This window comes from Bacteroides caecigallinarum (assembly GCF_016902295.1).
Taxonomy (GTDB): domain Bacteria; phylum Bacteroidota; class Bacteroidia; order Bacteroidales; family Bacteroidaceae; genus Phocaeicola; species Phocaeicola caecigallinarum_A.
Genome location: NZ_JACJLQ010000024.1, coordinates 40,176 through 56,139, shown reverse-complemented (window position 1 = coordinate 56,139; position 15,964 = coordinate 40,176). Strand labels below are relative to the sequence as shown.

Annotated in this window: 9 protein-coding genes; 8 read left to right on the top strand and 1 reads right to left on the bottom strand. The window is 40.8% G+C overall.

Going from position 1 to position 15,964, the window contains the following annotated elements; genetic code table 11:
* Positions 1–360: 360 nt before the first annotated feature.
* Entirely contained in the window at positions 361–1,965 is a 1,605-nt protein-coding gene (locus H6A27_RS09480) for an RNA-binding domain-containing protein (RefSeq protein WP_204508519.1), read from the bottom strand.
* A 960-nt stretch (positions 1,966–2,925) separates the two neighbouring features.
* Between H6A27_RS09480 and H6A27_RS09475 the strand changes: the two genes are divergently transcribed.
* The 8 genes from H6A27_RS09475 to secDF all read left to right on the top strand — a co-directional run bounded on the left by H6A27_RS09475 (position 2,926) and on the right by secDF (position 15,923).
* Positions 2,926–4,215: an alpha-L-fucosidase gene (locus tag H6A27_RS09475; protein WP_239469653.1), complete on the top strand. Its 1,290-nt coding sequence runs from the start codon at positions 2,926–2,928 to the stop codon at positions 4,213–4,215.
* Between the two features lie 16 nt (positions 4,216–4,231).
* Positions 4,232–6,280: a sugar-binding protein gene (locus H6A27_RS09470; protein ID WP_204508517.1), complete on the top strand. Its 2,049-nt coding sequence runs from the start codon at positions 4,232–4,234 to the stop codon at positions 6,278–6,280.
* A 12-nt stretch (positions 6,281–6,292) separates the two neighbouring features.
* On the top strand, positions 6,293–7,531 hold the full coding sequence (locus tag H6A27_RS09465; protein WP_204403925.1) for a PNGase F N-terminal domain-containing protein: 1,239 nt from the start codon (positions 6,293–6,295) through the stop codon (positions 7,529–7,531).
* A gap of 440 nt (positions 7,532–7,971) precedes the next feature.
* Entirely contained in the window at positions 7,972–8,649 is a 678-nt protein-coding gene (locus H6A27_RS09460) for a rhomboid family intramembrane serine protease (protein ID WP_204403927.1), read from the top strand.
* Positions 8,630–9,517, top strand: a complete 888-nt coding sequence (locus H6A27_RS09455) for a rhomboid family intramembrane serine protease (protein WP_204508516.1) — start codon at positions 8,630–8,632, stop codon at positions 9,515–9,517. Before H6A27_RS09460 ends, H6A27_RS09455 begins: the two co-directional genes overlap by 20 nt.
* Positions 9,514–10,584 carry an endonuclease/exonuclease/phosphatase family protein gene (locus H6A27_RS09450; RefSeq protein WP_204508515.1) on the top strand — a complete coding sequence of 357 codons (1,071 nt, stop codon included), beginning with the start codon at positions 9,514–9,516 and terminating at the stop codon, positions 10,582–10,584. The genes H6A27_RS09455 and H6A27_RS09450 overlap by 4 nt, the downstream gene beginning before the upstream one ends.
* Positions 10,585–10,680: 96 nt before the next feature.
* The gene (locus tag H6A27_RS09445) at positions 10,681–12,774 is read left to right on the top strand and encodes a M3 family metallopeptidase (RefSeq protein ID WP_204508514.1); all 2,094 of its coding nucleotides are present in this window, start codon (positions 10,681–10,683) and stop codon (positions 12,772–12,774) included.
* A 176-nt stretch (positions 12,775–12,950) separates the two neighbouring features.
* On the top strand, positions 12,951–15,923 hold the full coding sequence (secDF, locus tag H6A27_RS09440; RefSeq protein WP_204508513.1) for a protein translocase subunit SecDF: 2,973 nt from the start codon (positions 12,951–12,953) through the stop codon (positions 15,921–15,923).
* Positions 15,924–15,964: the final 41 nt, after the last annotated feature.

Sequence of the window (15,964 nt, the reverse complement as noted above, 5' to 3'; positions counted from 1 at the left end):
ATTTCCTTAACCACGTACATGAATACGACAGTGATTACTCCAAGGACATTGCAGAATTACTGCCATCATCTTTAAAAGACAAGAAGATTATTTAAAGAATCTCCGAAAAGGTCACAGGTATGTATTAATGTCTTCGACTTTTTCGGAGAAAAATCCTAGCTTTTAATAGATCCTGATAGAAATCGTCGAATATCTTCAACATTTTCAGAGACAAGTCGAAATTTTTAATAGACAATCTATGCCGGCTTTACCAGTTCTAATCATACGGGGTTTACTGAATGCTTACTTTGTAATGAAATCAAGAACTCTTTCAAATTTGTACATCAGTGTTATCGTTCTTGTTGGTGAATATATGTGAGTTCATTTATTACTTCTCCTATATTTTTGATTACTGGCATTGGGGTGCTCTGGATTGGTCATTTCGAGATAGCCAGCCTCGATAAGTGACATGATGTATGTTTGGATATTTTTGCTATGGTATGTTACACCAGCCCTCTCAAGGATTTCTTTGCTGCTACGTGGCACACTACAGAAATTTACTATATCCCTCTGTTTGTTTGTTATTTTAGGACGTTTAGTGTCAGAGTCAGCATTGAAAGTGTCAGAGTCGGAATCTAAACCAGTGTCAGAGTGTCTAAGCTTAGTGTCAGAGTCAGCATTGAAAGTGTCAGAGTTGATGCCTAAGTCGGTATCAGAGTGTCCAAGTTTAGTATCTAAGTTACCATTGACTTGGCTACCCTTCGGTCTATTTATAGTAATTACAAACTCGTTAGTTCTGTCATTGTTGGTGAATGAAACTTTCATATCCTCAGATAAGGCACGAAGCATACCACTACCTGCTCCTGTGTAGGGGAGCAAATGGATGGCATTTGTGAAGAGGAACATATTGCGTGGCATGGATGTACCTACAACAATATCATCCACGCTAAGCCCATTAGGGAGAATTCCGGGGCTGTGTATCTCCACCCTGTCATCAAAGATGAATATACGGATAGGAGCAGTCGCATTCAGCGAGCGATGTACCAAAGCATTTACGGTGAACTCAACAAGGCTGATGTATGAAATTTCCAATACTCCTTGCGAGTTAAACTCTTTTCCAACTTGTATATGGCGCAAGTTCCGGGTGAAGAAATCCATAATAGTTTCAAACTGATGAAGCAGATTTCCTTCAATGTCGGCATCATTCACCTTATCGCGAAATTGTGTACCTCCAAGATTGTTGCCCGCAAAACAAATGCACTTTGCTGTCATTGCAGGAAGCCAACGCTGAGTGTACTTGCCAAACAGCAACATTGCAGCCACTGTGATTTTTCCATCGGGTCGGATGAAACGTAGGTTACGCAGCAGCTTCTCCCCATCGTGCCCACTAGCGATAGCAGAACAGACTGCATCTAAAGAGGTCTCGCGGAATGCATCACCCACCAAACCTTTTCTCACCAATACTTTTTCAAACTTGTTGTTTAAAAAGATTTTGATGGTATTCTCGTCCAAGTCCTTAATCGTAGCATCCCGAACCCCAGCTTCATCAGGCGAGAAACTGCCGCAGTCGGTCATCATTTCGGCAAGTTCGGCATTATCGAACACCTTGCGCTTGTCGGCACCGTTCTTCACCCACACAATACCCCGATTGTCGTGGTAAGGCTTATTCACCCCTTCTTTAATATGAACCACAACAAGGCTTCCGCCATCCACGGAAATAGTTTCTACATCAACAAGGATGGCAGGAACAACATTTTCTGATGCGATGTTGCTAAGTGTGTTCGTGGTTTCCTGTACTTCCAGATATGACAAAGGATTGAGACTGCCGGTTTTGTCCTTCACACCAACGACCAATGTTCCACCACGTGCATTGCTGAATGCCACCAATTCGCAGCCGATGTCGTAGCTGTCAAGGAGCCGTTCTTTGAACTGCATTTTACTGACCTCGCCAGACTTTATCTGTTGGATAATATCTATTTCATTCATTTTTTCAAATGTTTTTGGTTGAGTAGTCTACCTGCATCAATATTCAAAGCTTCTGTTATTCGCAGGAGGTTTCTGCGTCCGGCTGCATGGTATTCTATTCGTTACCCATTTGGAGACAGTAGCTCTGTGTTTTCCTAATTGCTCTGCCAGTCACTTACTGCTTTTTTGTTCTTCGGCAAGCACAATCTTTAGCCTGTTAATTATTTCTTTTTCCATAAAAGACATTCCTTTCGGTGTAAAGGTACAAATAAACCCACAGAATCAAGATGAAATATATCAAAAAAGAGCATTTATACAACAAATAATTGGTTATAACGTCAACAAGTAATCTACATTTACTAGTAACCTTATTTTGTCGCAAAACACAAATTACTTACGACAGCAATATGGCTTATAAAAAGCAAAAAGGGTACTTAGCATAACTCCGGATGGGAAACTGGCTGTTTCATACACTTGTTTCTGCGTAAACAAACGGTTTCAGTTATGGGTATTTAATGAGTTTTATAAGAAATAGTAAAATTCATAACTGCTTGATATTCAATTAATATTGATAAAATGAGCTATCGTAGAATATCATTTTATCGTTCTCATAATCTGGAGGTCCCAGGTTCAAGCCCTGGCTGGTCCACGAAGAAAAATCAGGCAGTTACGAAATTCGTAGCTGCTTTTTTTATGCTCTTGCGTAAACAAAACATACTTTTTTAAATGGATTTATAGAATATTTTCTATATTGTAATGGAATTATAAAAGATTTTATTATCTTTGCAATGTATAGAATATTTTTTTGATATTTAGATATATACTTGTTTAACCTTATGTATGAGCCGTTTGGATAACATGAATACCTTTGCGGCTTGTCTGAGTGGATTGTTTTATTTTTTTAATATTTTATTAATCAATATGCTAAACAAACAAATTGTAGCTTTGTGTATAGCTTATTGTTGTGCGTTTGTACCTGTCATGAGTCAGACACCAGAAAAATCACAGCAGGATGCTATGAAAGAAAAAAGAATGGAGTGGTTCTCAAATGCCAAGTTGGGTATTTTTATTCATTGGGGCATTTATTCTGTAAAGGGGGTTTCTGAAAGCTGGTCTTTCTTTAATAAATACCTTCCGTATGAGGAGTACATGAGTCAAAAAGATGGATTTACTGCCTCGAAGTATGACCCTAAGGCTTGGGTGGACTTGATTAAAGAGAGTGGAGCCCGCTATACAGTGATTACGACAAAGCATCATGATGGAATGGCTTTGTGGGACACAAAGGCGGGTGAGTTGAGCACGGTTAAATGTACGCCGGCTAAAAGGGATTTAATCAGTCCTTTTGTAAAAGAAGTCCGTAAGCAAGGATTGAAATTGGGATTCTATTATTCCTTGTTGGACTGGTCGCATCCTGATTATCCTAATATGACACGTACTGAGGTGCGTTATTCTAATGATCCACAACGCTGGAAACGTTTCGTTGATTTCAATATGGCACAACTGTCCGAGTTGAATAAGACTTGGAAGCCAGATTTGTATTGGTTCGACGGAGACTGGGAACAGACTGCAGAGGCATGGGATTCTAAAGGTATTGTGGATTTGTTGCGTTCTGATAATAAAAATGTAATTATCAACTCACGTATTCAGGGATATGGAGATTATGCCACACCGGAGCAGGGAGTTCCTATTGTTCGTCCTAAAGATAAATATTGGGAATTGTGTATGACCATGAATGATTCTTGGGGCTATCAGCATACGGATAGTAACTATAAGTCGCCTTATATCTTGTTGAGGACTTTTGTGGATTGCTTGAGCATGGGAGGAAATTTGTTGCTCGACATAGGTCCTAAAGAGGACGGTACAATTCCTGAAGAGCAGGTGGCTATTCTTAAAGAATTTGGACGTTGGACCAAAAAACACAAGGAGGCTGTTTATGATACTCGTGCGGGTATTCCTACTGAACACTTCCAGGGATATACAACTCTGAATAAAGGTGGTGATATATTGTATCTTTACTTGCCTTATAAACCTAACGGACCTGTTGAAGTGAAGGGGTTGATGAATAAAGTCAACCGAGTATGGGTGGTAGGTAATGGCGCCATGCTATCTTATAAGGTATATAATAAGAACTATTGGAGTGAAGTGCCTGGTAATCTTTATATTGATGTACCCGACCATGTACTTGATTCACAAATTACGGTAGTAGCCGTATTATTGGACGGACCTGTCAAATTGTACCGTGGAGCGGGACAGGTAATTGAAAGTAACTAATTGAAAAACACAGATTATGAAGAAAAGATTGATAGGCAGTTTGTTTGCTTTAGCAATGATTGGACAACTCTGGGGACAGGGATTGTATGAAAAGTATGAACGTATGCTTACGCTTCCCGATGGGTATGTGTGCTATCGTGTAGATGGAAAAATCAAGATAGATGGAAAGCTGAATGAAACGGCATGGGAAAAAACTCAACCGACTTCTACTTTTGTGGATATAAGCGGGGAAGGATTTGCCAAACCTTGCTATGATACCTCTACCAAGATGTTGTGGGATGACAATTACTTATATGTAGGGGCTGTTTTGCAGGAGGATGACATCAAGGCGAAACTCAGTCAGAGGGATACGATTATCTATTATGACAATGACTTTGAGGTATTCCTGGATCCTGATGGTGACGGACAGAATTACTTTGAGATAGAAACCAATGCGAAAGGGGTAATTTTTGACTTGATGCTGGACAAACCTTACCGTTCTGGCGGTAATTTTATGATTCAGTGGGATTGTCCGGGACTTCAGCTGGCTATTCATCGTGAAGGCACTTTGAACAAGTCGAAAGATAAGGACAAGCAATGGAGTGTGGAAATGGCTATTCCTCATAAGGCTCTGACTGTGAATTTTTCCAATCCTGCTCAAGCCGGAAACTATTGGCGTATAAATTTCTCGCGTGTGCAGTGGTTGAAGCCTGGACAGCGTGAAGAGAACTGGGTGTGGATGCCTACAGGACGGATTGATATGCACATGCCTGACAGATGGGGCTTCCTGTATCTGTCCGATAAGGTGGTGGGAACAGGAACCGACTCTTTTAAGTATCCTTACAATATGGCTGCCTATAAGTTGCTTTGGGCCATGTTCTACGCACAACTTGATAATTATGCCAAAGAGAAAAATTACCTTCGTGCCAAGGAGAATTTCTTCCTGACCGATGCTGAACTGAAGAACTTGCCTGAGGGTTCTGAAATATTGGTAGAAGCCACTCAACGTACATTCTGTATGTCGGTAAGTGTGCCTGAAGAAAAAGTGCGTTATGTGGTGGATCATAATGGTCGTTTTACCCGCGAGGCTATTACTCCTCGTCAGGTTAAGAACTGGGTATGGATGCGTATTAACAAGGAAAAGGGAGATGGATATTATAAGAAATACTTTGCTCTTATGAAGGAATGTGGCATCAGTGGAGTGATGTTTGAAGGTTATGATGAGGACACTTACAAGATGTGTAAGGAAGCAGGTTTGGAGGCGCATTATTGGAAGTGGACAATGAACAGAAGAGAGGTTCTTGAAACGCATCCTGACTGGTTTGCCGTGAACCGTAAAGGAGAATCAGGTTATGACAAGCCAGCATACGTGGATTATTATCGCTTCTTATGTCCTAATCATGAAGGGGTGGCCGAATATCTGGCTGCCGATTACCTGAAAGAGGCGAATCTGCCTTATGTGGATGGGGTTCATCTGGATTATGTACGTTTCCCTGATGTGGTGTTACCGGTAAGCTTGTGGAAGAATTACGGAATTGAGCAGACGTCTGAATTGCCGGAATATGATTATTGTTATTGCGATGTATGTCGGAAAATGTTCAAGGAACAGACAGGAAAAGACCCTTTGGAGTTGAAGTATCCTATGGAAGACCAGTCATGGATAAACTTCCGTCTTGATGCCATTACGCGTGTTGTAGATAAGATTACCCAGACCATCAAGGCAGACGGGAAACACATTTCAGCGGCTGTATTCCCAGGTCCTTCCATGGCTCGCAAGATGGTGCGTCAGGATTGGGGAGAGTGGTCGCTCGATGCTTATTTCCCGATGATTTACAATGGTTTCTATTATGAAGGGCCGGAGTGGATTGGACGTTCGGTGAAAGAAAGTGTACAGACTATCAATGGTAGGGCAAAAATTTATGCAGGTTTGATGTTCCCTGATATTAAAGATACCTTCGAGGAGGCATTGGATGAGGCTTTCAATAATGGAGCTTCAGGTGTCTCATTCTTTGATGGTCCTGATGAAGAATATCTGTATAAGTTTAAGGCTTACTTGGATAAAAGAGGTTTTGAAGTAGCAAAATAATAAATTAAGTGTATGAAGATAATTAGTATGTTTGTTTCCTTACTCGTGGCGTTGAATGTATGTGCGGCAGGACATAAGGAACTTCCGGCAAAAGGAAACTTAAATTTGACTGTGTTTGATAAGGAGAATATCCGTTTCGTGCCAGATACGTATGCGGGTTATTCTGAAGCCGGAGCCGATGGTGTGATCCATTTGGTGAACGGTCGTATTATATTGAAGAAAATTCAGATTCCCGATTACCAGCGTGATGTGACTGTCAGTTTGAAAGTGACTGTAGCTTCAAATGGAGACCGCTGGGATAAATCCGGCTCTTGTTTTGTACTTCCCAAAAAATCGGCTGTGAATCTGTTGAGTATCGCACAAGGGAAAAAGAAATTTCCTGAGATTGATAGCCTGAAGCTGGAAAATATGATAGGAATTGTTCCGGGAAAGGATTATTTGCCTACTATAGAGCTGATGCGTTTCATGACACCTTTCGGGGTAGGGCATTTCAGTGAGGATGATGATTCTTTATCCAGCAAACGTCGTCCGGTATATATTCCCAAATGGGAGAAATGTGTGCAATGGGAGCAGGATATTACAGATTTATATTCCGAACTTAAAGGTGAGGTGTATGTAGGAATCTTTATTGACACTTGGACAAAAGAAGGCTACGTGGCCAGTATGGAGCTGAAATTCAAGGAAACTCCGGTCGCATGCGAGAAGCTTGTCCGCCGTCATGTGGAACCGCTGATGAACACCGTATATTATATTGGTCAGTCTTATCCTGATATTTTTGCCCGTAAATCTGTCTCTACAGATTTTGTGCTTCCAAAGAATGCGAAAAATGTTCGTCTGAAATATATTGTTACAGGACATGGTGGTCATTCAGGAGGTGATGAATTTGTACAGAAACGCAATATACTTTCCGTGGATGGAAAAGAGGTTTACAGCTTTATACCTTGGAGAGACGATTGTGCTTCTTTCCGTCGTTTTAATCCTGCTACCGGTGTCTGGCTCATCAAACGTCTGGCGGCTTATATCAGCGAAGATGGATATAAGACAAAAGAGGTGGAAGAACCACTGGCATCTTCGGATTTGTCACGTTCCAACTGGTGTCCCGGGTCGGATGTGTTGCCTGAGGTGGTTGAACTTCCGAACATACAACCCGGAAAGCATACTTTTACCGTCAGCATACCTGAAGCGCAGCCTGTGAATAAAGATGAATTGAATCATTGGCTGGTGTCTGCTTATCTGGTATGGGATGAATAATTATAAATAGTTTGATAAAAAAAGTTCGTCGGATTCATTGAAAGAATTAGGCGAACTTTTTTTATTGATTAATTATTTTGATTGGGAATAGACTAAGCAAGCTTCGGTAAACACTTATTTTCTGACATTAAAAACAACGATATGTTACGGTAAAATATCGAATGAAACTTACAATGTTAATTTGAGATTTATCCTTAACCGTGAAATGAAGTGTCTATAACAAGTTTATCTTGTGGAATATGCTGTTTTGAAATCAGTTTTACGTAACTTTATGTATGTCTGTTTATGACAGAATTATTTATTATTGGAAACTTTATAGACCAAATATGTAAAAAACACTAACACTTTTCATTATAAAAGAATATAATGTTACTTTTGCAAGTAATTTTCAATCAGATAATTATTATCTGCATATATTTTTAAAATTAATTGTTTAAAGTATGAATAATAGTATTCCGCCGATAACGAAAAATCTTATTATCATAAATGTGCTGTGTTTCTTCGGGGCTATTGTAGCAGAAAGATATGGTATTGATGTTGATAAGATATTGAGTCTGCATTTCTTTATGGCTTCCGATTTCAATACCGGACAGTTGGTGACATATATGTTTATGCATGGAGGCTTTACCCATATATTCTTCAATATGTTTGCTTTGTGGATGTTTGGCCGTGTGCTTGAACAGGTATGGGGACCGAAGAGATTTCTTATATATTATATGGTTTGCGGAATAGGAGCCGGACTTATTCAGGAACTTGTACAGTTTGTTCAGTACGAGACTGTCTTGGTCAATTATGATAGCGTTCAGACAGGGTTCGGTATAATACCTATGGATGAATATCTCAACATGATGCGTACTGTGGGTGCTTCAGGAGCTATTTATGGTATATTGTTGGCTTTTGGAATGTTGTTCCCGAATAGCCAGATGTTTGTATTCCCGCTTCCGTTTCCTATCAAGGCAAAATATTTTGTGATATTCTATGCTTTGATAGAGTTGTTTATGGGAATGTCGGCCAATGATAATGTGGCCCATTTCGCACATCTTGGAGGTATGTTGTTCGGTTTGATTCTTATTTTATACTGGAGGAAGAAAAATGGCAATGGACAGATTTTTTACTGATATGAAATATAATTTTTTCGGAAAAGATATAGTCGGACGACTGATACTTATAAACTGTGCCGTCTTTGTGTTCGTAGAGCTTGTCGGGGTTTTCCTGATGCTTTTCAATGTTACATATAATCCGATAGCTTTATATCTGAGCCTGCCGGCATCGTTTGGCGCTTTGCTATACCAGCCCTGGTCGTTGATTACATACATGTTCATGCATGCCGGTATATTCCACTTGTTATTTAATATGCTGTGGCTATACTGGTTCGGGCGATTGTTCCTTAATTTTTATTCGTCCAAACATCTGCGAGGATTATATATTCTTGGTGGATTATGTGGCGGCTTGCTGTATATGATTTCATATAATGTGTTCCCCTATTTTGAGGGTAGTCTGGATATAGCTACTTTGGTGGGAGCATCAGCTTCTGTACTTGCCATAGTAGTGGCTACAGCGGTCAGAGAACCGGAATTTCCTGTGCAGTTTATGTTTATTGGAACTGTCAGACTGAAATATGTGGCTTTGTTTATGGTGCTTCTTGACTTGATGTTTATGACTTCAGGTAACGCCGGAGGGCATATAGCTCATCTTGGAGGTGCAGCGGCAGGTTTTTGGTTCTCACTGGGACTTGCTAAGGGTAATGACGCTACTAAATGGATTAATGCTGTTCTTGACTTCTTTTCCGGCGGTTTCAAGATGCCGAAGCGTAAACCTAAGATGAAGGTACATTATGGCGACCGCCAGCAGCAATATGATTATAACGCGCGCAAGAAGGCAAATGAGGATGAGATAAACCGTATTCTTGAAAAACTGAAGAAGTCGGGGTATGGAAGCCTTTCTGATGATGAAAAGAAGAAACTTTTTGATGCAAGCAGAAGATGAAAATCATAAGGAATACATTTAAGTTCTTTTTCCTGATTATCAATCTTATTGTAGGTGCAGGCTTTCTGATATGTGCCTATAGTCCTATGATTTCGCCTGTACAGCACCCCGTATGGGCCTGTGCAGGGCTTTTCATTCCTATATTCATAATTTTCAATCTGTGCTTCATTGTGTTTTGGGCATTTGCCAAATGGAAAATGGTTGTTGTCCCAATCGCTTTTTTTCTTTTGGGATGGAATTCGCTGATGTCGTACAGTCCGGTAAATTTTTCTTCAGATGGCTCTGATGGGGAAACTCTCGATGTGTTGACGTATAATGTGATGCAGATGCAGACACAGAAAGCTGCCGACGGGAGCAAGATAAATCCGATATTGGATTATATCAAGGAAAGTGGAGCGGATATTGTTTGTCTTCAGGAATATCCTTTGAATAATTCGGCAATTAAGAATTCTCTGTTGAAAGTTTATCCTTATATGAGGGTTTATACTGTAAATGGAAATTCCATCGCATGCTATTCAAAATATACTGTAAGACTCATAGAAGGTATAAATATAGTGAGTAAGAGTAACGGAAGTGCTATTTTCTCAGTCAAATACAAGGATTATGATATCCCCGTAATTGTCAATCATCTGGAATCCAATAAGCTGGATGCGCACGATAAAGAGGTATATACCGATATGCTGAAGTCGCCCGATGAGGATAAGGTGAAGAGCGGAAGTAAATATCTGTTGAAGAAACTGGCTGATGCTATGGCTATACGCGGACCGCAGGCTGATGTCATTTCAGAGTATATAGAAAAGGAGTATTCTCCGTATATGATAGTTTGCGGTGATTTTAATGATACTCCGGTTTCGTATGTACATAATAAAATCTGCGAAAGGCTACAGGATGCATATAAAGAGGCTGGCAACGGACCTGGAATAACATATAACAGAAACTTTTTGTATTTCAGAATTGACCATATCATGGTGGGGGATGCTTACAAGGTTCTGGAATGCAGTGTGGATGATTCGATAGATGCCTCGGATCATTATCCGCTGAGATGCAGACTGGAAATAAACTTTTAAGTTCTTAAGTTTATAGTTTTTAAGTTGGTTAATGCTTACATAAAACTTAAAAACTTAAGAACTCACAAACTTAATAACTCAAAAACTCAAAAATATATGAAACAAGTAATGATGGCTTTGGCTTTGGGCGGCATGGTATGTGCATGTGGCCAGCAAAAGGCGGATGATTTCAATCCGTTTATGACTGAGTTCCAGACTCCATACGGAACTCCTGATTTCAACAAAATTAAGTTGGAACATTATGAACCGGCTTTTATGAATGGTATCGATCAGCAGAATGCTGAAATTAAGGCTATTGTAGAGAACCCTGCGGCTCCTACATTCGAAAATACCATTGTAGCGCTCGACAACAGTGGTGAAATTCTGGCAAGAGTGGCCGGTGTATTTTACGCTTTGACTGAGGCGGATACTAACGATGGACTTATGGCTCTTGAGGAGAAAATGGCTCCTGTCCTTTCAGCTCACGATGATAATATCTATCTGAATATGGAGCTGTATAAGCGTGTGGCTGCTGTACACGAGCAGGAAGCTAATGGGGAAATACAGCTCACAACTGAACAACATTATCTTCTTGACAAATATTATAAGAGATTTGTATCGTCTGGAGCATCTCTTGATGCTGAAAGTCAGGAAAAACTTCGCGAGATAAACAGAAAACTTTCAACTCTATCAATTGAATTCGGTAACCATGTATTGGCTGAGAACAATGCATTCCAGTTGGTTATTGACAATGAAGCTGACCTGGCCGGACTTCCTGAATCTGTTGTGGCTGGCGCGGCTACTGAGGCTAAGGCAAACGGAATGGACGGAAAGTGGCTTTTCACTCTTCAGGCTTCAAGCAGAACTCCATTCCTGCAGTATGCTCAGAATCGTGAGTTGAGAAAGAAAATGTATCTTGCATATACCAATATGGGTAACAATGGTGATGCAAACGATAATAAGGAAGTATTGAAACAAATCCTGACTTTACGTCTTGAAAAGGCTAAACTGATGGGCTTTGAGAACTATGCTCAGTATGTTTTGCAGAACAATATGGCAAAGACTACGGATAATGTGATGAACTTCCTGAATGAACTTTGGAAATATTCAATTAAGAATGCCAAGGTCGAGGCTGCTGAATTGCAGAAGATTATGGATAAGGAAGGAAAAGGCGAGAAGCTTGAAGCATGGGACTGGTGGTATTACGCTGAAAAACTGCGTCAGGAGAAATATGATATGAACGAAGATGAAATCAAACCATATTTCAGCCAGGACGATGTGAGAAACGGATTATTCTATGTGGTTAACAAACTGTATGGAATAACTCTTACTAAAGTTGATTCTATCTCTGTATATAATAAAGATGTAGAAACTTATATAGTAAATGATGCCGACGGCTCATATCTCGGAGTATTCTATTCGGACTTTATGCCTCGCGCAAGTAAGAGAAGCGGTGCGTGGATGAGTAACTTCCGCGAGCAGAAAGAAGGTGTACGTCCTCTTATATATAATGTGGGAAGCTTTACAAAACCTGTAGGCGATGTTCCTTCTTTGTTGTCTATAGACGAAGCGCGTACGATGTTCCATGAATTCGGACATGCTCTCCACGGGATGCTTTCACAGTGTAAATATCTTGGCGTTTCGGGTACATCCGTAGCACGTGACTTCGTGGAATTGCCTTCGCAGATTATGGAACACTGGACTGTAGCGCCTGAAGTGATGAAAGTATATGCAAAACATTATCAGACAAGAGAAGCTATCTCGGACGAACTCATCGCCAAAATAGAAAACCAGGCACTGTTCAACAGTGGATTTATGACTACTGAACTTCTGGCTGCAGCTATTCTTGATATGGAATTCCACATGCTGACATCTACAGAAGGTCTTGACGTAATGGAATATGAAAAACAGGTAATGGATAAACTTGGCCTTATTTCACAGATTGCACCTCGCTATCGTGCTACATACTTTAATCATATCATCGGTGGTTATGCGGCAGGATATTATGCTTATCTGTGGGCGGAAAGACTTGATGCCGACGCTTTCAGCGCATTCGAGGAAAAAGGCCTGTTCGATCAGGCCACTGCAACCGCATTCCGTAAGAATATTCTTGAAAAGGGTGGTTCGGACGATCCGATGAAACTTTACGTAACGTTCCGCGGACAGGAACCAAGTATCGAACCTATGCTGAAAAACAGAGGTTTAAAGTAAATTCAAATTAATGACAGATTATAAAAAGGTCGTAAAATAACGTTTTTGCGACCTTTTTTGTTCATATTTATCAAAATATCAGTATTCTTTCAGTTATAAACAGAAAAAAAAGCTATATTTGCAACCTTGAAAAAACGTATCTAATTAAAAAGTAAAATAAAATAAATTAAACTATCATGCAAAACAAAGGATTTGTAAAGGTCTTTGCGTTATTATTGACTCTTGCATGTGCTTTTTACCTGTCGTTCTCGTTCGTGACTCGTCACCACATGAAACTTGCGGAACAGGATCCGAAAGGTGTTGCACATTACCTTGATTCTATGCAGAATGAGAAGGTTTGGTTGGGAGTTTATTCGCTGAAAGACTGCCGTGAGATGGAGATTGGTTTGGGTCTTGACCTGAAGGGTGGTATGAACGTCATTCTTGAAGTGTCTGTTCCTGATGTAGTGAGAACACTTGCCGACAATAAGCCTGACGAGGCTTTCAATGCTGCAGTGGCAGAAGCTGCAAAACAGCAGGTCACAAGCCAGGAAGATTTTATCACATTGTTCGTAAGAGAATATAAGAAACAGGCTCCTGAAGGTAAATTGGCTGAAATCTTTGCGACTCAGCAATTGAAAGACAAAGTTAATACTCGTAGTACTGACGCTGAAGTAGAAGCTGCTTTACGTGAAGAAGTGAAGGCTGCTGTAGAAAATTCATATAACGTATTGCGTACTCGTATCGACCGTTTCGGTGTTGTTCAGCCTAACATCCAGACTCTTGAAGGTAAAATGGGACGTATCATGGTTGAGCTACCTGGTATCAAGGAACCTGAACGTGTCAGAAAACTTCTTCAGGGTTCAGCAAATCTTGAGTTTTGGGAAACATACGAAGCTAAGGATATAGTTCCTGTATTGGCTTCTGCCGACAATCGTGCTCGCAACATCCTTTCAGTTTCAGAAACTACAGATTCTGTAGAAGTTAAGGAAGATGCTAAAGCTGAGGTCTCTGCAAAAGACAGCCTTACAGCAGCATTAAAGGGTGAGACTGCTGAAGCTAAGGTTGATATGGAACAGTTGAAGAAGGAACATCCTTTGTTGTCTGTTCTTCAGTTGAACCAGAGCGGTGTTGGCTGTATCGTAGGTTATGCCGACTATAATGATACTATCCAGATTAATAAGGTATTGAATATGAAGGAAGTGAAGGATATACTTCCTCGCGACCTGAAACTTATGTGGGGCGTTAAGGCTTCGGATATGGATAAGACTGGCCGTATATTCGAACTTTATGCTATCAAGTCAACTCAGCGTAACGGACGTGCTCCACTTGAAGGTGACGTTATCGTAAATGCGCGCGATGAGTTCGACCAGTTCAACAAGCCATGCGTAAGTATGTCAATGAACACTGAAGGTTCTCGTCGTTGGGCAGTCCTTACAAAACAGAATATCGGCCGTGAAATAGCTATCGTACTTGACGGATATGTTTACAGTGCTCCACGCGTAAACGGTGAAATCACCGGCGGTAACTCACAGATTACTGGAAACTTTACTCCTGAAGTTACAAAAGACTTGGCTAATGTATTGAAGTCTGGTAAGATGCCGGCTCCTGCACGTATCGTACAGGAAGACATCGTAGGTCCGTCTCTTGGTCAGGAATCTATCAACCAGGGTATCATGTCATTCATCGTTGCCTTGATTGTACTTATGGTTTACATGTGCGTAATGTACGGCTTCATACCTGGTATGATTGCCAATCTCGCATTGTTCGTAAACTTCTTCTTCACACTTGGTATCTTGACTTCATTCCATGCTGCACTTACTATGTCAGGAATTGCCGGTATGGTATTGTCACTCGGTATGGCTGTGGATGCCAACGTGCTTATCTATGAACGTACTAAAGAAGAGCTTCGCGCTGGTAAGGGTACTCGTCAGGCATTGTCTGAAGGTTACTCAAATGCGTTCTCGGCTATCTTCGACTCTAACTTGACTTCTATCATCACAGGTATCATCCTGTTCAACTTCGGTACAGGTCCTATCCGTGGTTTCGCCACTACATTGATTATCGGTATCCTCTGTTCGTTCTTCACTGCAGTGTTCCTGACTCGTGTTGTTTACGAACACTATATGAACAAGGACAAATGGTTGAACCTTACATTCACAACTGGTATTTCTAAGAACCTGATGCAGAATGTACACTACAACTTCATGGGTGCAACCAAGAAATCATTCACTGTTTGGGGTATCGTTATTGTAGTATGTATCATCTCATTCTTCGTTCGTGGTCTTGCACAGAGTATCGACTTCACAGGTGGACGTAACTTTGTAGTTCAGTTCGAACAGGTTGTTCAGCCTGAAACAGTACGTAACCTCCTTCAGCCAAAAGTTGGTGACGCTAACGTACAGGCTATCGCTCTTGGTACTGACGGTAAGACTATCCGTGTGACTACAAACTACCGTATCGAAGAAGACTCTCCAACTATCGACGCTGAAATCGAAGCATTCCTTTACGAATCTTTGAAAGAAGGCAACTTGCTTGGCGAAGGTACAACTCTTGAAATCTTCATCGACCGCGATAATCGTACAGGTGGTTCTATCATCAGTTCTCAGAAGGTAGGTCCTAGTGTGGCTGACGATATCAAGACTTCAGCTATCTGGTCAGTAGTATTCGCTCTTATAGCAATCGGTCTTTACATCCTTATCCGATTCAACAATATCGCATTCAGTATCGGTGCTACTGTGGCATTGACAATAGATACATTGTTCATTATCGGTGCTTACTCATTGTTCCATGGAATCCTGCCGTTCTCACTTGAAATTGACCAGACATTCATCGGAGCAATCCTGACAGCTATCGGTTACTCTATCAACGATAAGGTGGTTATCTTCGACCGTGTGCGTGAGTTCTTCGGACTCTATCCACAGCGTAACCGTATGCAGTTGTTCAATGACTCACTGAATACAACACTTAGCCGTACAATCAATACTTCACTCAGTACACTTATCGTATTGTTGAGTATCCTGATTCTTGGTGGTGACAGCATCCGCAGCTTCGCGTTCGCTATGATTCTCGGTGTTGTAATCGGTACACTTTCTTCGTTGTTCGTGGCTTCTCCTGTTGCTTACCTTACTATGGGTAACAAGATGCCTGAAGGCGAAAAGAAAGCTTAATCATAGATTGATATAACAAAAAAAATCCCGACCGTTCTTAT